22 protein-coding genes are annotated in these 19,500 nt (G+C 64.1%); 6 read left to right on the top strand and 16 right to left on the bottom strand.

All coding sequences use genetic code 11. The annotated features are described in order from the left end of the window. From HY852_RS10725 to HY852_RS10670, 12 genes are all read right to left on the bottom strand, one after another. Nucleotides 1-1,626: sodium-translocating pyrophosphatase (locus tag HY852_RS10725; protein ID WP_291604619.1), on the bottom strand; the 1,626-nt coding region annotated here is incomplete at its 3' end. Between the two features lie 344 nt (nucleotides 1,627-1,970). After that, nucleotides 1,971-2,972, bottom strand: coding sequence for a thiamine-phosphate kinase (gene thiL / locus HY852_RS10720; protein WP_291604617.1), 1,002 nt, complete (start codon nucleotides 2,970-2,972; stop codon nucleotides 1,971-1,973). A gap of 111 nt (nucleotides 2,973-3,083) precedes the next feature. Then, a complete protein-coding gene (nusB, locus tag HY852_RS10715) occupies nucleotides 3,084-3,581 on the bottom strand; it encodes a transcription antitermination factor NusB (RefSeq protein ID WP_291604616.1) in 498 nt (165 codons plus the stop codon). 2 nt (nucleotides 3,582-3,583) lie between these two features. Then, a complete protein-coding gene (gene ribH, locus HY852_RS10710) occupies nucleotides 3,584-4,075 on the bottom strand; it encodes a 6,7-dimethyl-8-ribityllumazine synthase (protein ID WP_291604615.1) in 492 nt (163 codons plus the stop codon). Between the two features lie 110 nt (nucleotides 4,076-4,185). Then, entirely contained in the window at nucleotides 4,186-4,794 is a 609-nt protein-coding gene (locus tag HY852_RS10705) for a riboflavin synthase (protein ID WP_291604613.1), read from the bottom strand. Next, on the bottom strand, nucleotides 4,795-5,943 hold the full coding sequence (ribD, locus tag HY852_RS10700; RefSeq protein ID WP_291604612.1) for a bifunctional diaminohydroxyphosphoribosylaminopyrimidine deaminase/5-amino-6-(5-phosphoribosylamino)uracil reductase RibD: 1,149 nt from the start codon (nucleotides 5,941-5,943) through the stop codon (nucleotides 4,795-4,797). Beyond that, entirely contained in the window at nucleotides 5,940-6,422 is a 483-nt protein-coding gene (gene nrdR / locus HY852_RS10695; RefSeq protein ID WP_291604611.1) for a transcriptional regulator NrdR, read from the bottom strand. The genes ribD and nrdR overlap by 4 nt, the downstream gene beginning before the upstream one ends. 14 nt (nucleotides 6,423-6,436) lie before the next feature. Continuing rightward, complete coding sequence (gene glyA / locus HY852_RS10690; protein WP_291604609.1) at nucleotides 6,437-7,744, bottom strand: serine hydroxymethyltransferase; 1,308 nt, start codon at nucleotides 7,742-7,744, stop codon at nucleotides 6,437-6,439. Nucleotides 7,745-8,038: 294 nt separating this feature from the next. Beyond that, nucleotides 8,039-8,260, bottom strand: coding sequence for a hypothetical protein (locus tag HY852_RS10685; protein ID WP_291604608.1), 222 nt, complete (start codon nucleotides 8,258-8,260; stop codon nucleotides 8,039-8,041). 35 nt (nucleotides 8,261-8,295) lie between these two features. Further along, entirely contained in the window at nucleotides 8,296-8,517 is a 222-nt protein-coding gene (locus HY852_RS10680; RefSeq protein WP_291604607.1) for a hypothetical protein, read from the bottom strand. Nucleotides 8,518-8,715: 198 nt separating this feature from the next. Continuing rightward, entirely contained in the window at nucleotides 8,716-9,231 is a 516-nt protein-coding gene (locus HY852_RS10675) for a MarR family winged helix-turn-helix transcriptional regulator (RefSeq protein ID WP_291604606.1), read from the bottom strand. Between the two features lie 348 nt (nucleotides 9,232-9,579). Further along, nucleotides 9,580-10,038 carry a DUF6163 family protein gene (locus tag HY852_RS10670; protein WP_291604605.1) on the bottom strand — a complete coding sequence of 153 codons (459 nt, stop codon included), beginning with the start codon at nucleotides 10,036-10,038 and terminating at the stop codon, nucleotides 9,580-9,582. A 167-nt stretch (nucleotides 10,039-10,205) separates the two neighbouring features. On the opposite strand from HY852_RS10670, the gene hemB reads away from it, so the two are divergent. The 3 genes from hemB (at nucleotide 10,206) to HY852_RS10655 (ending at nucleotide 12,804) form a co-directional block, all read left to right on the top strand. Beyond that, nucleotides 10,206-11,267: a porphobilinogen synthase gene (gene hemB / locus HY852_RS10665; protein WP_291604603.1), complete on the top strand. Its 1,062-nt coding sequence runs from the start codon at nucleotides 10,206-10,208 to the stop codon at nucleotides 11,265-11,267. Between the two features lie 138 nt (nucleotides 11,268-11,405). Further along, entirely contained in the window at nucleotides 11,406-11,954 is a 549-nt protein-coding gene (locus HY852_RS10660; RefSeq protein WP_291604601.1) for an RDD family protein, read from the top strand. A 73-nt stretch (nucleotides 11,955-12,027) separates the two neighbouring features. Beyond that, a complete protein-coding gene (locus tag HY852_RS10655; protein ID WP_291604599.1) occupies nucleotides 12,028-12,804 on the top strand; it encodes an arginyltransferase in 777 nt (258 codons plus the stop codon). 52 nt (nucleotides 12,805-12,856) lie between these two features. On the opposite strand, the gene HY852_RS10650 is transcribed toward HY852_RS10655, so the two are convergent. After that, nucleotides 12,857-14,203, bottom strand: a complete 1,347-nt coding sequence (locus HY852_RS10650) for an Nramp family divalent metal transporter (RefSeq protein WP_291604597.1) — start codon at nucleotides 14,201-14,203, stop codon at nucleotides 12,857-12,859. Between the two features lie 192 nt (nucleotides 14,204-14,395). Between HY852_RS10650 and HY852_RS10645 the strand changes: the two genes are divergently transcribed. Further along, on the top strand, nucleotides 14,396-15,652 hold the full coding sequence (locus HY852_RS10645; RefSeq protein ID WP_291604595.1) for an MFS transporter: 1,257 nt from the start codon (nucleotides 14,396-14,398) through the stop codon (nucleotides 15,650-15,652). Here the strand turns inward: HY852_RS10645 and HY852_RS10640 are convergent. From HY852_RS10640 to arsC, 3 genes are all read right to left on the bottom strand, one after another. Next, entirely contained in the window at nucleotides 15,649-16,083 is a 435-nt protein-coding gene (locus tag HY852_RS10640; RefSeq protein WP_291604593.1) for a universal stress protein, read from the bottom strand. The two genes, HY852_RS10645 and HY852_RS10640, sit on opposite strands and share 4 nt — an antisense overlap. Nucleotides 16,084-16,169: 86 nt before the next feature. After that, complete coding sequence (locus HY852_RS10635; protein WP_291604592.1) at nucleotides 16,170-17,429, bottom strand: adenylate/guanylate cyclase domain-containing protein; 1,260 nt, start codon at nucleotides 17,427-17,429, stop codon at nucleotides 16,170-16,172. 48 nt (nucleotides 17,430-17,477) lie between these two features. Continuing rightward, nucleotides 17,478-17,885, bottom strand: a complete 408-nt coding sequence (arsC, locus tag HY852_RS10630; RefSeq protein WP_291604591.1) for an arsenate reductase (glutaredoxin) — start codon at nucleotides 17,883-17,885, stop codon at nucleotides 17,478-17,480. Nucleotides 17,886-18,039: 154 nt separating this feature from the next. Here arsC and HY852_RS10625 point away from each other — a divergent pair, with 154 nt between their 5' ends. Then, a complete protein-coding gene (locus tag HY852_RS10625; protein WP_291604589.1) occupies nucleotides 18,040-19,194 on the top strand; it encodes an MFS transporter in 1,155 nt (384 codons plus the stop codon). A gap of 98 nt (nucleotides 19,195-19,292) precedes the next feature. Next, entirely contained in the window at nucleotides 19,293-19,442 is a 150-nt protein-coding gene (locus HY852_RS10620) for a hypothetical protein (protein ID WP_367116358.1), read from the top strand. Nucleotides 19,443-19,500: the final 58 nt, after the last annotated feature.

Raw genomic sequence — 19,500 nt, 5'->3', positions numbered from 1 at the left:
CGCACGACCCACCGCGGTCATGCCCATCGCGCCGAACAGATACGGCAGCAGGCCGCCGAACAACAGGCCCACGACCACGTACGGGTTGCTGAGCGAGAAGTCCGGTTTGACACCGGCGAAGTAGGCGTGATGTGCGGAATCCGCAATGAAGAACTTGAGGTCCTCATTGTAGGCCGCAAACAGCACCAGGGCACCGAGACCGGCCGAGCCGATCGCATAGCCCTTGGTGACCGCCTTGGTGGTGTTGCCGACGGCGTCGAGCGCGTCGGTCGACTTGCGAACTTCCTTCGGCAGGCCGGCCATTTCGGCGATGCCGCCGGCGTTGTCGGTCACCGGACCGAAGGCGTCGAGCGCCACGATCATGCCGGCCAGCGACAGCATGGTCGCGGTGGCAATGGCGATGCCGAACAGGCCGGCAAGGCTGTAGGTCACGAGGATGCCGGCGATGATGACGATCGCGGGCAGCGCGGTCGCCTCCATCGAGATCGCAAGGCCCTGGATCACGTTGGTGCCGTGACCGGTGACCGAGGCCTGCGCGATCGACTTGACCGGGCGATAGTCGGTACCCGTGTAGTACTCGGTGATCCAGATGATCAGCGCCGTGACGACGAGGCCGACCACGCCGCATTCGTAGAGCCCCAGGCCGGTGTATTCGACGCCGGCGAGCTTGCCGAAACCGATCAGGGAATAGATCACGCCGGCGATGCCGACCAGCGACAGGACGCCGGTCGCAATCAGACCCTTGTAGAGCGCGCCCATGATCGACTGGTTGGCACCGAGCTTCACGAAGAACGTGCCGAGGATCGAGGTGATGATGCAGATGCCGCCGATCGCGAGCGGCAGAGTCATCATGTTGGTGAGGATCGGTGTCTTGGCGAAGTAGATCGCCGCGAGAACCATGGTGGCGACGGCGGTCACCGCGTACGTCTCGAACAGGTCGGCCGCCATGCCGGCGCAGTCACCGACGTTGTCGCCGACGTTGTCGGCGATGGTGGCCGGGTTGCGCGGATCGTCCTCGGGAATGCCGGCCTCGACCTTGCCGACGAGGTCGCCGCCGACGTCAGCACCCTTGGTGAAGATGCCGCCGCCGAGACGGGCGAAGATCGAAATCAGCGAGGCGCCGAAGCCGAGCGCGACCATGGCGTCGATGACGGTGCGGCTGTCCGGGGCCAGATGCATCGAATAGGTGAGGAAGCCGAAATAGAGGGTCACGCCGAGCAGCGCGAGACCCGCGACCAGAAGTCCGGTAATGGCGCCGGACTTGAAGGCAAGCTCAAGACCGCCGGCCAGCGAGGTCGTCGCAGCCTGCGCGGTGCGCACGTTAGCACGGACCGAGACGTTCATGCCGATGAAGCCGGCCGCACCCGACAGGATGGCGCCGATGGCAAAGCCGACGGCAACCAGCACGCCGAGGAAGTAGGCGAGCAGCAAGAAGATCACGACGCCGACGAAGCCGATCGTGGTGTACTGGCGGCGCAGATAAGCCTGTGCGCCCTCACGCACCGCAGCCGCAATCTCCTGCATGCGCGGCGTGCCGGCATCCGATTTCAGAACGGAGTTCGTCGCCCAGATGGCGTAGACGATGGAAAGCGCCCCGCAGAGCACGATCAACCATAATGCTGTCATGTGAAGTCTGCCTCAGATCCTGTATTGCCCCACGCCCACCGCCGCTGGGAACGGATGGCGCACAAAAACACGGCCCGCCCTGCTCAAAAGGGCGGCCTTAAATCGGCCGGACCATGCCAAAATCGCAATCGCGGTGCAACGTCGGAAGCGCAAAAATCATAGATTTCGGCAAGTATTTAGGCGGAGGCCCGCCATCCCCGGCGAAATTCCGAGATTCGAAAAAATTCCCCGGCTCGACTGACGAGAATCACTCATCGCACCCATAGGTTTTTGATCGAGCATGATCTTTTCGAGAACCGGCGCCCACATTGCGCCACGGAGACCCGTCGGGTCAGGATCTCGCGCTAGAAATGGCTGTAGGACAGGTGTTTCAAGGCCAGTTCCCTGCCCTCGCTGTCCAGGAAACGGGGCAGACCGGTCCCGGCTACCACGGTGCCTATCGAAATAACGGGAATCCCGACGGTCCGCCCGGCCTTAATCAAGAAATCACAACGGTCCTCCGGGGCGGTACAGAGGATCTCGTAATCATCGCCACCGGACAACAGAGCCTCGATCGCGACAGCGCCACGAGCCACCAGGGCGGCAGCGGGAGCCGATAGCGGGACGTTGGGCGCCTGGATCACGGCCGACACGCCCGAAGCCGCACAGAGTTTTGCAAGGTCGCCGGCGAGCCCGTCGGAAACGTCCATGGCCGCGCTGGCATGTTCGCGCAGTGCCTGGGCCAGGGCATTGCGCGGCTGTGGAACGCGGTATCGCCCGATCAGGGAATCCCGCGCGGCTGGATCTGTGGAAAGCGCCTGGGCGATGCTGCCGCCCTTGAGGACTGAAAGCCCGAGCGTCGCATCGCCGATGGTCCCTGTGACGAGGACCCTATCGCCCGGTTTCGCGCCGCTGCGGCGAACCATCCTGCCCGCGGGCACGCGTCCGAGCGCGGCAATGGAGATCATCTGCGGCCCCGGTGTCGAGACGGTGTCACCGCCAAGCAACGGACAGCCAAAGCTGCTTGCGTCTTCGCCCAGAGCGCGCGCAAACGGCGCCAGCCAGGCATCCTCGACGCTGCGCAATGCCAGCGTAAGCACGAAGCCAGCAGGGATAGCCCCCTTGGAGGCGAGATCGGACAGATTCACCCGCAGCGCCTTGCGCGCCACCGTATCGGGTGGGTCGTCGGTGAGGAAATGCACGCCCTCCACGATCGCGTCGGTCTTGACCACGATGTCTTCGTCGGTGGGCTTCACGATGGCGGCGTCGTCCCCGAGCCCAAATGCGCCGGGATCGGTCGCCAGCGGCTTGAAATAGCGGGCGATCAGGGCATCCTCGCCCGATACCGGTTTGCTGCCGTTCGTCATCGTGACCGATCTCATATCCCGGCGTCATTGCAAGCGAAGCAATCCAGAAATGGACCCGCGGAGGCTGTCTGGATTGCTTCGTCGCTACGCTCCTCCCAATGACGGCATAAACTATCCCCGCCCGAACTCGTCGGCGCGAAACTGGCGCCCGATCTGCTCGAGAACCGCATTCACCATTCCGGTCTCCTCGCGATCGACAAAAGCATTCGCCACGTCGACATATTCGGAGACGACGACCCGGCCGGGCACGTCCTTGCGATGTTCCAGTTCATAGGCGCCGGCGCGCAGCACCGCGCGAAGGATCGCGTCGATCCGCTTCAGCGGCCAGCCTTTCGACAGCGCCTCGTCAATCAACGGATCGAGTTTCTTCTGGTCGCGCACCACGCCGGAAACGATGTCGCGGAAGAAGGCCGCCTCGGCCGGCAGGTATTTCTCGCCCTCGACCTCGCCACCGAGCCAATGGCTTTCAAATTCGGCGAAGATATCGTTGAGCCCCGAGCCGCCGATGTCCATCTGATAGAGCGCCTGCACGGCGGCAAGCCGGGCGGCACCGCGCCGGTTCGCTTTCTTCTCCAGGCCCCTCGCCGGCTTCCTGGGGTTTTCCGCCATGATCAAGCCCGCGCCAGCCGGCGCTTGATGCGCAGCATCGCCAGTGCCGCGCGCGCGGCGTCGCCGCCCTTGTTGAGCTCGCTGGCGCGGGCGCGCGCCCAGGCCTGCGCTTCGGTATTGACGGTCAGAATGCCGTTGCCGAGCGGAAGCTTACACGCCAGCGCAAGATCCATCAGCGCGCGCGAGGATTCCATCGAGACGATCTCGAAATGGATGGTGTCGCCGCGGATCACGCAGCCGAGCGCAATTGCAGCATCATAGGGCCTGCCGTTCTTCTCCGCCGCATCCACCGCGATGGCAATGGCGGCGGGAATCTCCAGGGCACCGGGAACCGTGATGACGTCATGGCTGACGCCCGCCGCCTTCAATTCGGCGACCGCGCCTTCCAGGAGCGCATCCTGGATGTCGTCATAGAAGCGCGCCTCGACCACCAGCGCCCGGGCGCCCGAGATGTCGGTCTGGTCTTTCAGGGGAGCGCGCCGCGCGTCTGCCATTGAGCACCTGTCTTGTCATTGCCGGGCTTGACCCGGCAATCCATCGGATCAACCGGCCCTCTTGTTAAGAGGATGGATACGCGGGTCAAGCCCGCGTATGACAGTCTCTCCTACTTCATTTCCGTCAATCGCGCCGCGTAGCGGGCCATCAGGTCGACCTCGATATTGACCTCGTCGGCGGCACGCCAGTTGCCGATGGTGGTCACGCTGAGCGTGTGCGGGATGATCAGAACCGTGAAGGTAACCTCCCCGACCGCATTGATGGTCAGCGAAACGCCGTCCAGCGTCACCGAGCCTTTCGGCGCGATGAAGCGCGCAAGCTCGCGACTGGTTCGCAGTTCGAACCGTGCCATGTCGGGCAGGTCCTCGCGGCTGAGGATGTTCGCGATTCCGTCGACATGGCCCGCGACGATATGGCCGCCGAGCTCGTCGCCGATCTTGAGCGCGCGCTCGAGGTTGAGCCTGGTGCCGACCTTCCAGTGCCTGGCGGTGGTGAGGCGAAGCGTTTCGGCGGCGGTATCGACCTCGAACCAGGTCCGGCCGGCCTCGACGCCCGAAGCAACGACCGTCAGGCAGACGCCGTTGCAGGCGATCGAAGCGCCATCCGCAATCGTTGCACGATCATAGTGGCAGGCGATGCGCAGACGGTGCAGCTGCCCCTGCGCGGTCGGCGTCAGGCTGACGATCTCCCCAATGTCGGTGACAATGCCTGTGAACATTCAAGTGCGCTCGTAGATGGTAAGAGTATCCTTGCCGAAACTCTCGCTAGCACGGACCGCAAAAGCGGGCGACTGCGTGATTTCCGACAGCGGCAATGCATCGAGCGCATCGACGCCGTCGGGGCCGATGGCCTCGCTTCCGCGAAACAGCCAGACTTCATCGGCAAGGCCGGCCTTCACGAAAGAGGATGCCACGCGGCTTCCGCCTTCGACCATGAGCCGCGTAATGCCTTTGTCCGCCAGCGCGTGCAGCACCGCGGACGGATCGAGGTCCGTCGCAGTCCCTGGAGGAACGCGGATGATCTGCGCGCCGGCCGCGCCGAGCCTCGCCGCAGCGGCCGCTTCGGCGAGTTCGGATCCGACCAGCCACAACGGCGTCTCCCGCGCCGACTGAACCAGCTTGCTGGAGGTAACAAGGCGCAGGCTCGGATCGAGCACGACCCGAACCGGCGAGCGCGCCGCCATGCCCGGCAGGCGACACGTAAGAAGCGGATCGTCGGCGAGCGCGGTGCCGACCCCGATCAGAATAGCATCGCTCTGGGCGCGGAGCAGATGCGCGCGCCTGCGCGCCGCTTCGCCCGTCACCGTGACCGGCTTGCCGCCGGCACCGGCGATCTTGTCGTCCGTCGAGACCGCGAGCTTGAGGATCACATGGGGCCGCCGGTCGCGGACCCGACGGAAATGACCGGCATGGTCGTATGCAGCTTCCGTTGCGCACAGCCCCACATCGACGATGATACCCGCGGCGCGGAGCCGCGCATGGCCCTTACCTGTGACTTCCGGATTGGGATCCTCGATGGCCGACACGACGCGCGCAATGCCCGCCTCGATCACCGCGTCCGCGCAGGGCGGCGTCTTGCCGAAATGGGAACAGGGCTCCAGCGTTACATAGAGGGTGGCGCCGCGCGCCGCCTCACCTGCCTGCCTCAGGGCCTCCGGCTCGCCGTGGGGCCGGCCGCCGGGCTGGGTCCAGCCGCGCCCGAGGATCACGCCGTCCTTGACGACGACGGCACCCACGGCGGGATTGGGCCAGGTTCGGCCAAGGCCGCGCCGTCCGAGCATCAACGCCTGCTCCATGAAGCGGCGATCAGCTTCCTTTTGTTCCCGGATCTTCTGCCCGAGCTGATCTTCCAGGATGCGAAAGATCATTTGCGCAACGCCGCAAGCCGGGCTTCCTCCTCGCCGGAGAGCTCGCCGAGCACGGCCTCGAAGTCCTTGGCCTCACGGAAATTGCGGTACACCGAAGCAAAGCGCACATAGGCGACATCGTCGAGCGCGCGCAGATGCTCCATCACGGTCTCGCCGATCACTTCCGACGAGATCTCCGACTCGCCCGCGCTTTCGAGCTCACGGACGATTGCGGAAACCATCTTCTCCACGCGCTCCGGCTCCACCGGGCGCTTGCGCAGGGAAATCTGCACCGAGCGCATCAGCTTGTCGCGGTCGAACGGCACGCGCCGGCCGTTGCGCTTGATCACGGTCAGCTCGCGCAGCTGCACGCGCTCGAAGGTCGTGAAGCGGAAACCACAGGCGACGCATACGCGCCGCCGCCGGATGACGGAAGAGTCCTCGGTCGGACGCGAGTCCTTTACCTGCGTATCGAGACTATTGCAGCTCGGACAGCGCATCCGCCCTCAAATCCTCATTGATAGATCGGGAACCGATCGGCAAGCGCCCTGACCTTCTCCTTGACCGCGGCCTCGACCAGCGGCGCCTTGCCGTCGGGGGACTGGGCGAGCGCGTTCAGCACTTCCGCGATCATGGCGGCAACCTGCTTGAATTCGGCGACGCCGAAGCCGCGCGTCGTCGTCGCGGGTGTGCCGAGGCGAAGGCCGGATGTGACGAACGGCGTCTCGGGATCGAAGGGAATGCCGTTCTTGTTGCAGGTCAGGCCGGCGCGCACCAGGGCCTTTTCCGAGACGTTGCCCTTCAGGCCCTTGGGCCGAAGGTCGACCAGCATCAAATGGTTGTCGGTGCCCCCGGAGACGATATCGAGCCCGTTGGCGCGCAGGCTTTCCGCCAGCGCCTTGGCGTTTTCGACGACGTTCCGGGCGTAGACCTTGAATTCCGGACGCAGGGCTTCGCCAAAGGCCACCGCCTTCGCCGCGATCACGTGCATCAGCGGGCCGCCCTGCAGGCCGGGGAAGATGGCCGAATTCAGCTTCTTGGTCAGCTGCTCGTCGTTCCACAGGATCAGGCCGCCGCGCGGGCCGCGCAGCGACTTATGCGTGGTGGTCGTGGTGACGTGGGCGTGCGGCACCGGCGACGGGTGCACGCCGCCGGCGACGAGGCCCGCGAAGTGCGCCATGTCGACCAGGAGATAGGCACCGACGCTGTCGGCGATCTCGCGAAAACGCTTGAAATCCCAGAACCGCGAATAGGCCGAACCGCCGGCGATGATCAGCTTCGGCTTGACCTGCTCCGCCTGCTTGGCCACAGCGTCCATATCGATGATGTGGTCCTCGCGGCGAACCGTGTAATGGTGGGCCTTGAACCACTTGCCCGACATGTTGACGGGCGAGCCATGGGTGAGATGCCCGCCGGCGGCGAGATCCAGCCCCATGAAGGTGTCGCCGGGCTGCAGCAGCGCCAGAAACGCCGCCTGGTTCATCTGGCTTCCGGAGTTGGGCTGCACATTGGCGAAATTTGCGCCGAACAGCTTCTTGGCGCGCTCGATGGCGAGCGTTTCGGCGACATCGACCCATTCGCAGCCGCCGTAGTAGCGATTGCCCGGATAGCCCTCGGCGTATTTGTTGGTCATCACCGAGCCCTGCGCTTCCAGCACCGCACGGCTGACGATGTTTTCGGACGCGATCAGCTCGATCTCATGCCGCTGGCGGCCGAGCTCACCCTTGATCGCGGCAGCGATTTCCGGGTCGGCCTGGTCGAGCGAGGCCGTGAAAAAGGAATCAGGCGCGGAAGCGGTCTTGGTGATCGAGGAAGAAGTCATCAGCGAATATCTCCACCGCCGCAGCCTCTTGGGTGGGCTACGGGGGTCTTTGGTGGCGGTCGGAAGCGGTCCGCGGGACTTATCACAAAGCACCGCGCCGGCCAAGCATTTGCGGTAGAGAGCTGATTTTTTCAAGATGTTGTGGGGACGGCGGGAAACGCAGCAGTCCCCGCGATGGGCGCCTCGTTCCGTACCCGGCTTGGCGATACCCACCATTGCCGGTGCGCGCCACACGGTAGTACCCGCCATGCAACCTCGGCACTGGCCGGAACATGACCGTCGGTGGCGCCTGCCTTACAACCCCGTGTACCCCGCCTTGACCGGATCGTAGCTGCCGTCGAGCTGACGCAGATAGGTCAGGCCGCAGATCGTCAGGCGATGGACGTCCTTTTCGCCACCTTCGACCAAGGTCGTCAGATAGGCGGTCACCTTGGCGCGCGCTTCGTCGCTCGCGGCCTGAGAGCGGTTCGCCATGAGGTCATACGTCTGCATGATGCGATCGATGGCGGCTTGCATGGCACCCCTCTGGTTGACAGCGACCGTGCTCGCAATCAGGCAAGCTGGGCCTGGTATTTCGCGATGGCCTTGTTGGCCAGCCTGAGCTTGTTGAACTCGCCGCGCTGGAACATCTGCACGATGATCTCCATCAGCCGTTCGCTCGTGACGAGACTGTCTGGGATGGCTCCGGTGCGGCGCAAGTAATTCGAGGCGATCGCATAGGCTTCGCCCACCACTTCCACATTCATCACCTGCATTCCGCGCTCGACGAGCATGGCTCAAGATCCTCCGGTACGGCCCGTTAGAAAGCCGGAACGCAGGATCAAGTTCCAAAGCGAAGCCGAATTTTCGCAAGCGCGAGATGGGAAACGCACCAAGCCGGGGAACCCGGCCGGTGCGCGCTCCGGGGAAGGTCAGTTCTTGAGAGGCGACCGGCCCCTGTTCAGGCCGGTTGCCCCTGTTCATTCAAGCGCTCACAGCCGGTACAGGATCTGGTCGGTCCAGAACCGTTCGAGGCGATGCAGCGACTTGTTCAGCGTGGAGAATTCCTCGCTCGAAATGCCACCGACCTGTTCGACCGTCTTGACGTGCTTCTGATAGAGCGCATCGACGATGCGACGGATCTCCTGGCCCTGCGGGGTCAGGCGGATGCGAACCGAACGGCGATCTACGCGCGAGCGCTGATGATCGAGGAATCCGAGCTCGACGAGCTTCTTCAGGTTGTAGGAGACGTTGGAGCCCAGATAGTAGCCGCGCGTGCGCAATTCGCCGGCCGTCAGTTCCTTGTCGCCGATGTTGTACAGCAGCAGCGCCTGCACCGAGTTGATGTCGGCGCGGCCGCGTCGATCGAATTCGTCCTTGATGACGTCGAGCAGGCGGCGATGCAGCCGCTCCACCAACGTCAACGCTTCCAGATAAAGCGACTGCACCGAACCCTGGCTGCTGGCGCGTTCGGCGCTCTCTGCCGCAGTTGCGACGGCTTTCATCATGACACTTCCCCTGTTGTCGTTTTTATCGACTTATTCGACGAAACTTTGGTCCCGCCTGATAGCCGCAACTTAAAGGGGCGGTTTGAAGATCAGCTTAAATAAGACAATAAAGACATCATGAATTTAAGACAGTGAATCGCTGATTAAGCCTGCAGCGCAAGCACTTATGGCAATAGTTCCTTCACGGTGAGAGCGCGCTGTTCACGTTTTGGCCGCGCGCCGTGTCGCATTCCAAAACAGCTCCGCCACGCCTGGAAACATCCACGTAAGGGATGTGGCAAACCGCTTACGGTGTGCAAAGGATTACCGCGAAAATCGATGAAAATTTTAGGAACCGTGCGCGCCCTGCTACGGCGGGCGCTCGCGTGCTGCCATCCAGGCGAGCCCAAGATAGGCGGCAAGCATCACCGCCTCGATCACCACCACGATCAGGCTGCCACCGTAGATGCCCGGAAACATCAGCTCGATGACAGCCATCGACACAACCGTCGTCAGCCACACCACCGCGCCCCATGGCGTCGCGAGCCACAGGCCGACCGCTGCGACGAGTTCGATCACAGCGAAATAGATCGTCGCAGCCTGCCAGGCCAGCGACTGGTTTTCGAACGCCTCGTCCTCGCCGCCGATGAAGCCGGTCACCTGCGCCCAGTGATAGAGTCCCTTGGCGATGGAAAGCACGGCCATCACGCGCAGGAACAGAACAAGACGCCGCGTCCAGACGTTCTCGTCGAGCTCGGTGCGCTCGGACGCGATGGCACCCATCGAAATGGCGCCGTCCCGGGCGGACTCGCGGGAGGTATCAGACATGCTCGTCGCGGCTCGCTGGGCATTGATGCGCGGTCATGGCCGACTCTTGGCCTCTTCGCGCCGCAAAATCAATCGCCAAAGGTACCGCTTGCGGCAGGTCAAGCCGCCGTGACGGGAACCATGCGAGATGTTACAAAGAGCCAAATTTGAATTCCGGAGACAGGGAAATGGCGATCAAGTTCGGACGTCCGATCGAAATGCGCGATACGCCGCGCCGGGAGACCGCGGTCGGCGCCCCTCCCCTCGATTTGACCGTTCGCCTGCGCCGCAACCGCAAGGCCGAGTGGGCGCGTCGCCTGGTGCGCGAAAACGTGCTTACCACGGACGATCTGATCTGGCCGCTGTTCCTGATCGATGGCAACAACAAGCGCGAGCCTGTCGGCTCCATGCCTGGCGTGGATCGGCTGAGCGTCGACCAGGCGGTTCGCGACGCCGAGCGCGCGATGAAGCTCGACATCCCCTGCATTGCGCTGTTCCCGTATACCGAAGCTTCCTTGCGCGACGAGCTTGGCTCGGAGGCCACTAACCCCAACAACCTCGTCTGCCAGGCCGTCCGCGCGATCAAGAAGGAGTTCCCGGATCTGGGTGTGCTGTGCGACGTCGCGCTCGATCCGTTCACCAGCCACGGCCATGACGGCCTGATCGCGGATGGCAAGATCCTGAACGACGAGACGGTGGCAGTGCTGGTCCGCCAAGCGCTGGTCCAGGCGGAAGCGGGCTGCGATATCATTGCACCGTCGGACATGATGGACGGCCGTATCGGTGCCATCCGCGCCGGCCTCGATCGCGACGGCTTCCTCGACGTCCAGATCATGGCCTATGCGGCGAAATATGCTTCGGCCTTCTACGGGCCGTTCCGCGACGCGATCGGTTCGGCCAAGACGCTGACCGGCGACAAGCGCACCTACCAGATGGACAGCGCCAACTCGGACGAAGCCTTGCGCGAGGTCGAACTCGACATCGCCGAAGGCGCCGACATGGTGATGGTCAAGCCGGGCATGCCGTATCTCGATGTGGTTCGCCGGGTGAAGGATGCTTTTGGGATGCCGACCTTCGCCTACCAGGTATCCGGCGAATACGCGATGATCGCAGCCGCCGCCGGCAACGGCTGGATCGACGGCGAACGCGCGATGATGGAAAGCCTCCTCGGCTTCAAGCGCGCCGGCGCCGATGGCGTGCTGAGCTATTTTGCGCCGCGGGCGGCGGAGAAGCTGAAGAAGCAGGGGTAAAGTCTCGTCGCCCCGGCGCAAGCCGGCAACGCGATAGCTCACCCCCAATGTTGCCGTTCGGTAATCTCCGTTGGCTCTTGCAACCGCTCAGGCGGTTCCCATGTCCTGTTGGCGACCGAACGGTCGGGAGGACCAACGATGTCATATTCGGATCAGGGTAATACGGGCGGTGCGTGGCGCAACGACGGCGGCGTCCCGCCGCATGCGTTCGATCCTTACCTGCAGCCGGAATTGTTTCGCGGCGTGGTGACCCGGCGCGTGATCGCCTTCTTCATCGACGTGCTCGTGCTCGCAGTACCGGTGATCCTCGCCGTCCTGTTCATCGGCGTATTTGGCCTGGTGACCCTCGGTCTCGGCTGGGTACTGTTCTGGCTGGTGTCACCGGCGTCGGTGATCTGGGCCGTGGTCTACTACGGCGCCTGCATCGGCGGGCCTCATTCGGCGACGCTCGGCATGCGCCTGATGGACCTGGAAGTGCGCACCTGGTACGGCGCGCCCGGGTACTTCGTGCTCGGCGCGATGCACGCAGTGCTGTTCTGGATCTCGGTATCCGTGCTGACGCCGTTCGTTCTTCTGGTCGGGCTGTTCAACGCGCGTCGCCGGCTGCTGCATGACATTGTGGTGGGAACCGTCGTCGTCAACAACTCGGTCCGTTCCACGATTGCACAGGCCGCGCGCCCTTATTGAGCGAACCAATTGACCAACACCCTTCGGAGCGCGATGCTGCTCGTTGCTTCGCTCCGGAGGCCGACGACATCCCTTGACCCAACACTCGCGCGACACCCCACAGTTTTACCTTACGGCGCCCTCGCCTTGCCCGTATCTGCCCGGGCGGCATGAGCGCAAGGTGTTCACGCATCTGGTCGGCGATCGCGCCGGAGACCTCAACGACCTTCTCACCCATGGCGGTTTCCGGCGCAGCCAATCGATCGCCTATCGTCCTGCGTGCGACCAATGCCGCGCCTGCGTTTCGGTGCGCGTGATCGCCAACGAGTTCCGCCCGTCCCGCAGCTTCCGCAAGGTCCTGGCGCATAACGCCGACATCATCGGCGAGCAGCGCAGCGCGGTTCCGACCTCGGAGCAATACTCGGTGTTTCGTAGCTATCTCGATGCACGGCATCGTCACGGCGGCATGGCCGACATGACCGTGCTCGACTACGCGATGATGGTCGAGGACACCCATGTCGAGACCAGGATCATCGAGTACCGCCGTCGCGGCCCCGACAGCGGCATCACCGGACGCGGCGAGGAACTGGTCGGGGTGGCGCTGACCGACGTGCTCAGCGACGGGTTGTCGATGGTCTATTCGTTCTTCGATCCGACGCTGGTCGACCGCTCCCTCGGCACTTTCATGATCCTCGACCACATCGCCCGGGCCCGGCGACAGGGCCTGCCATACGTCTATCTCGGCTACTGGATCGAGGGCTCGAAGAAGATGGACTACAAGGCGCGCTTCCTGCCGCAGCAGAGGCTTGCGCCCTCGGGCTGGCTGCGCGTCGACGCCTCGGGCGACATCGCCTCCGAACCGCAGGACTAGTTGAAGGAGCAGCAAATGGCGATCAAGTCCTCGCCATTCGCGTCAATCCTGTTCAACCCGCTACGAAATCGAACACCAGCTTCGCGTTCAGCGCGATGATCACCGCCGCGATCACTGCGGCGAAAGCGGTGAGCCAACGCGGGGCGACGAACTGCCCCATCTTGCTGCGGCTGGCCGTAAACATCACCAGCGGCACCACGGCGAAGGGCAATTGCAGGCTGAGCACGACCTGGCTCAGGATCAACAACTGACCGGTTGCCTTCTCACCGGCCCAGATCGTCACGACCACGGCCGGCAGAATGGCGATCATTCGCGTCGTCAGACGACGGAGCCAGGGCGAAATCCGCAGATCCAGAAAACCCTCCATCACGATCTGGCCCGCCAGCGTCGCGGTGATGGTGGAGTTCAGGCCGCAGCACAGCAGCGCGATCGCGAACAGCGTCGGCGCAACTGCCGAGCCCAGGAGCGGCTGCAGAAAGCTATGTGCCTGCTCAAGTTCTGCGACATCGGTCTGACCGGAATTATGGAACGTCGCCGCCGCCAGGATCAGGATCGAGGCGTTGATGATGAGGGCAAAGCACAGCGCGATCGTGGAATCGATGGTGGCGAGCTTGATCGCCTCGCGCTTTTCCTGAACGGTCTCGCCGTAGCCGCGCGTCTGCACCAGGCCCGAATGGAGGTAGAGGTTGTGCGGCATCACGGTCGCGCCGAGAATGCCGAGCGCCAGATACAGCATCTCGCGATTGGCGAGGATTTCGGACGTCGGCGCAAAGCCGCGCAGCACGCCGCCCCAATCGGGATCAGCCAAAGCGATCTGCACCGCAAAACAGGCCGCAATCACGGCCAGCATGGCCACGACGAACGCTTCGATCCAGCGGAAGCCGAAGGCCTGCAGCGCGAGCACGAGGAATACGTCGGCCGCGGTGATGATGACGCCGATCTCGAGCGGAATGTGGAACAGGAGATTGAGACCGATCGCCGTGCCGATCACTTCCGCAAGGTCGGTTGCGGTGATGGCGACTTCCGCTGACAGCCACAGCGGCCAGCTTACCCAGCGCGGAAACGAATCCCGGCAGGCCTGCGCGAGGTCGCGGCCCGCGCCGACGCCAAGCCGCGTGCACAGCGACTGCAGCACGATCGCCATGATGTTGGACAGGAGCGCGACGGTCAGCAGCGAATAGCCGAACTTCGAGCCGCCCGCGAGAGACGTGGCCCAGTTCCCCGGGTCCATGTAGCCGACGGCGACGAGATAGCCCGGGCCGAGGAACGCCAGGAGCTTGCGCCACAACGACCCACCCTTCGCCGTGCGCACCGAGCCGTAGACGTCGGCGAGTGAAGGGACCGTCCGCTCCCTGCGCCACCCCCGCGTGGCAGCACCGGCATCCGGCGAGCGGGCCATTTCAGGGTGAAAATCAGTGGATTGGGCGTCCATGTGGTCAGGATGACGCAAAACTTCCTTTCTTGCAACTAATTTGCAACTGCATCTAGATACCCACTCCCCCTCGGTCCCCCGGATTTAGGTCAGGAAGCGGGTGGGTTTGCGTCCGCAAGCCGGGACAATGGCGCCTGCACGACCAACCGGGAATTCGCCATGTTAGCGACCTTTAGCCTGCCGTCCACCTTTGGCCGCCTCGCCTGGTCCAATCTCGCCGCCCAATCCGCGGAGCAAATCGCTCTCGCGGCCGCCCCCATCGTCGCGGTGCTTTTGCTCGGCGTGGCCGAGGGCGAAACCGGGCTGCTGCAGACTGCCCTCACCTTGCCCTTCGTCCTGTTCTCCATACCCGCCGGTCTTCTGGCCGACCGGATCTCGCGGCGCGCGCTGATGGCGGGCGCAGAGGCGCTTCGGGCAACGGCGCTTGCCGCGATCCTGCTGCTGATCCTGCTGGGCGGATTGACCCTGCCGCTCCTCGCCGCACTGGGCTTTGCGGCCGTATGCGGCACGGTGGCCTATAGCGTCGCGGCACCGGCACTGGTGCCTTCGCTGGTCCGTCCGGAATTGCTGCCTGCGGCCAACGCACGGATCGAGCTCGCGCGCACGCTCGCCTTCGCCAGTGGCCCTGCGCTCGGCGGCGCGCTGGTGGGCTGGCTTGGCGCAGGACCCGCCTTTGGCTGCGCTGCATCGCTTTCAGCTCTCGCGGTCGTGCTGCTGGCCGGCATCCATGAACCGACACGGGCGAAGGCCCCACGCCGGCCTTCCCTCCAGGAAATCCGGCAGGAAATCCGGGAAGGCGCAGCCTTCGTGTTCCACCATGCGCTGCTGCGGCCCGTGTTCGTGACCCAATTCATCTTCAACACCGGCTTCTTCATGCTGGTTGCGGTCTTCGTCCCCTACGCCGTCCGGCACCTCGGACTGTCCGCAAGCGGCGTCGGCATCACGCTGGCGACGTACGGCATCGGCATGGTCGTCGGCGCGCTGCTCGCGACCCGGGTCATGCGCCGCATCCCGTTTGGTATCGTGATCGGCCTCGGGCCGGTGACCGGCTTCGCGGCATCGGCCGTGATGGCGCTCACGAGCCTGCTGCCGATCGCCTGGCTCGCCGGCTTCAGCTTTTTCCTGCTCGGCGCCGGACCGATCCTGTGGGTCATCTCCACGACGACATTACGGCAGTCGGTCACCCCGCCCGGGCTGCTCGGACGGGTATCAGCCATCAACATCATGAGCTATGGCGCGCGCCCGCTCGGCTCGGCGCTGGGTGCCATCATCGGCGGATTATATGGCGCGGAGACGTGCCTCTATCTCGCGGTTGCGATCTTCGCCGCACAGGCGGTCGCGATCCTTATCTCCCCGGCGGTGGCGCTGGTACGCCAGCCGCAGATGATGGGCGACGGCCGGCCCGCACAGGCCTAGCGATAGACCAGGATCGGCACGGAACTATGCGTGAGCACCTTCAGCGTCTCGCTGCCGAGGAGGGCCGAAACACCCCGCAAGCCATGAGAGGCCATCACCACCAGATCGCAATTGTATTTCTTGGCGGCGTCGACAATCGCCTCATAGGGCTTGTCGTGCTCGATGCACAAGGTGTTGCAGTGAACGCCCGAACGCTCGGCGTCCTCGCGCACATGTTCGAGATATTTAGCCGTCTGCGCGGCGACCAGTTCCTTGTACTGATCCAACGCCTTCGAAACCGAACCCGGATCGACCACCAGCGAGTGCAGCGGCGTCGACACCACCAGAGCCGTGACCTTGGCATCGATGGTCTTCGCCAGGGCGACGCCATGTTTCATGGCCGCCTTCGACAAATCAGAACCATCGGTGGGAAGCAGAATGTGCTTGTACATGAGGCATTCCGGGTCATTTCGTCTTGCTTCGCAAGCTGAGACGGGATCATCAGGAATTGCATTGACCTGCATCAACATGGCTGCGTTCAGCGGGCAAGATACTTCTCGTAGCTGCCGACCACCGCCTCGTCCGAGGCAAGGTCAGGATCGAGCGTGAAAAGATCCTGCGCCCGTCCAATCCCGCGCAACGCGTAGCGGCCGGTCGAAACCAGATACTTCCGTCCCGCTGCGTCAAGCCCTTCGTGGAACTCCGAGGACACCAGCAGTTCGCGATCCACCGACCTGCTCATCGAGGCGATTCGGCTGACCTCGTTGACCGCAGGCCCCATCACCGTGAAGTCGAGCCGGTCCTCGCTGCCGATATTGCCGTAGAAGACCTCGCCGACATGCAGGCCGACATAGGCCGAGGTCGTGAGCCGGCCGTCGGCAGCGCGGCGGGCGTTGAGGACGGCGATGTTCTGCCTGAACAGATGTTCAGCGCGCAACGCGACGCGCGTCGCAGCCGCGATGTCGTCGCCGGCAAAGATTGCAAGCACGCCGTCGCCGATCAGCTTCAGGACGTCCCCGCCTGCATCGTGTATGGCCTCTATGGCGGCCTGCGCGTAATCATTGAGGAAGGGAATGATCTCGGAGGGTGAGATGCTTTCGCTGATCGCCGTCGAACCGCGCAGGTCCGAATACCACAGCACGGCGCTGATGCGTTCGGTCACCCCGCGCGAGATGCGCCCGCGCAGCACCTGCTCGGATGCGTCGCGCCCGAGATAGACGCGTCCCAGCGTGCGAATAATGTCGACTTGCTGGGCGGATTTGATCGCGAGCCCGAGAACCGGCACGAGGTCGCGCAGCGCCGCCAATTGCCCCTCCCGGAAGCCCTGCTCCTTCCGGGTCAGCCAATAGGAATACAGACAATCCATCTGGCCGAGCGCGCCGGTTTCGCCGAACCGGTGCACGAAGGCGAGAAGGTGCCGATGGCCCTTCTCGGCCAGTTCGCCGATCATGGAAAAGTTGAGTTCACCGCAACCTGAAAGGTCGATCAGCATCTCGTCGTGGCCGTGCTCGAGCATGTGGAAGAACACCGACCGCCGCCAGTTCTGCGCCGCCTCTCCGTCGGCGGTCGAACCGTATTCGAAAACGTCGCTTTCGTTCGTCGCCGCATCGTTCCAGCGAAAGCCGCGGCCTTCATAGATCGGATGCAGCGTGTCGATGAAAACCAGGCCTCGCGACAGACCAAGTCCCTCGGCGCAGCAGCGCTCGCAGAACCCGCGGAGCAGATCGGTTTCAGGAAGGCCCGTGAGCGCCTGGCTGGCCAGCCAGTTCATCAGGTTCAGGCGGCACGGCAGTTCCATACGCCATCATGCCGCGCCTTCGTGGCAGACTGAAGACCGGCGCCGACTTCACGATCTGTCGCGCCTGACGATCTCGCCATCCTCCTTCGCGAAGGACTCCGGCGGGTTGTCGAGCAGGTCCAGCACCTTCTCCGACGGCCGGCACAGCCGCGCGCCTTTCGGCGTCACCACGATCGGCCGATTGATCAGGATCGGGTGCGCCAACATGAAATCGATCAGTTCGTCGTCGGTCCATTTGGGATCGGCAAGCCCGAGTTCTGCGTAGGGTGTGCCCTTCTCGCGCAGGAGTTCGCGGACGGAAACGCCCATCGCCTTGATCAACTCGACGAGCCGCGCGCGGCTGGGCGGATGCTTCAGATACTCGATGACCTCAGGTTCGACACCGCTGCGGCGGATCATCGCGAGGGTATTGCGCGAGGTGCCGCAGGACGGGTTGTGGTAGATCGTCACGGTCATGATCGGCTCCGCTGTCGGGAGCCCCGGCATAGCATCCCGCAATTCGCAGGTCGAATATGCGCCATCGCTGTTGACGCCGCCCGCGCCAAGGAGGCAAAAGCGATTGACGGGACCGCACGAGCCGAATGCGGACAAGCGGCGAAAACGCGAGAAAATGAACCGGCGGCAGCTATCGATCATTCTGGCGCTGGGCACGACGCAAACGCTGGCCTGGGCTTCCAGCTATTACCTGCCGGCCATTCTTGCCGATCCCATGGCGCGCGATCTTGGCGTCTCCCCGAACTGGATCTTCGGCGCATTCTCGGCATCGCTGGTCATTTCGGCATTACTGGGCCCGCGCATCGGCCGGCAGATCGATCTGGTCGGCGGCCGACAGGTGCTGTCGATCTCCAACCTGACGATCGCGGCCGGGCTGGTGCTATTAGGCTTTTCCTATTCGGTGCCGGTGATGGCTGTCGCCTGGCTGCTGCTCGGAATTGGCATGGCGGCCGGCCTCTACGACGCCGCCTTTGCCGCGCTCGGGCGCATCTATGGCGATGATGCGCGCGGTTCGATCACGGGCATTACGCTGATGGCGGGATTTGCCTCGACGGTGGGCTGGCCGCTCACCGCCTGGGGCCTTGCCCATATCGGCTGGCGTGACACCTGTTTCGCCTGGGCCGCCGCCCATCTGATCATCGGCCTGCCGCTCAATTACTTCATGCTGCCGAAGGTCAAGGGCGCGAAGGCGGCACTGACTGCAGCGGTCAAGCCGCACATCCCGATCGACCGAACGATGATGTTGCTCGGGTTCGTCTTCGCGGCCGCCTGGATGGTCACCAGCGCCATGGCGGTACATTTCCCGCGGATTCTGGAGACTGCCGGCGCGACCACCGTGCAGGCGGTGGCGGCGGGAGCGCTGATCGGCCCGGCGCAGGTGGCAGCCCGGGTCTTCGAAGCAACCATCCTGAGCCGCTATCATCCCCTCCTGTCGAGCCGGCTAGCGTGCATCACCCACCCTATTGGCGCTGCAATCGTTGCGATCGCCGGCGCCCCCGCCGCCAGTCTGTTTGCGGTCTTCCACGGCTCGGGCAACGGCATCCTGACGATCGCGCGCGGCACCCTTCCCCTCGCGATCTTCGGCCCGAAGGACTATGGCTATCGGCTCGGCATCATCGGCGCGCCGGCGCGGATGGCGCAGGCCATCGCTCCGTTGATCTTCGGCCTGCTCATTGATGTCATGGGCAGCGGAATCCTGATCGTCTCGTCGGCCCTCAGCCTGTCGGCGCTCGCCGTCCTGTTCTTCATTCCCAAGGACCGGCGGGCATAGCGGCTGAGAGGATCGTTAAGCCCTTCCCTTCGCGCTCCTTTTCGAGCACAACGGGCATCATGGCTGAAGAGACCAATCCCGGCAGTTTGAGGCGTTTGGTGCGGTGGGCGACTACGCCGCCGCAAGCCTATGGCGTGTACCTCGTCATCCTCGTCCTGGTCTACCTGCTTTCTTTTTATGCCGGCACACTGAAGCCGCAGAAGGCGACCGACATCGGCCCGCCCCCGGTCACGGCGCCGCGCAATTAGGGCGCTGGCAATCCAGTCGTAGAACTCCGGCGGCATTTCAGCCCGCTGTGCCATCGTG

The sequence above is a fragment of the Bradyrhizobium sp. genome (genome assembly GCF_016213215.1).
Lineage (GTDB): Bacteria > Pseudomonadota > Alphaproteobacteria > Rhizobiales > Xanthobacteraceae > Bradyrhizobium.
Note: the sequence above shows the minus strand (reverse complement) of the source record. Positions and strands in the feature narration are given on the sequence as shown.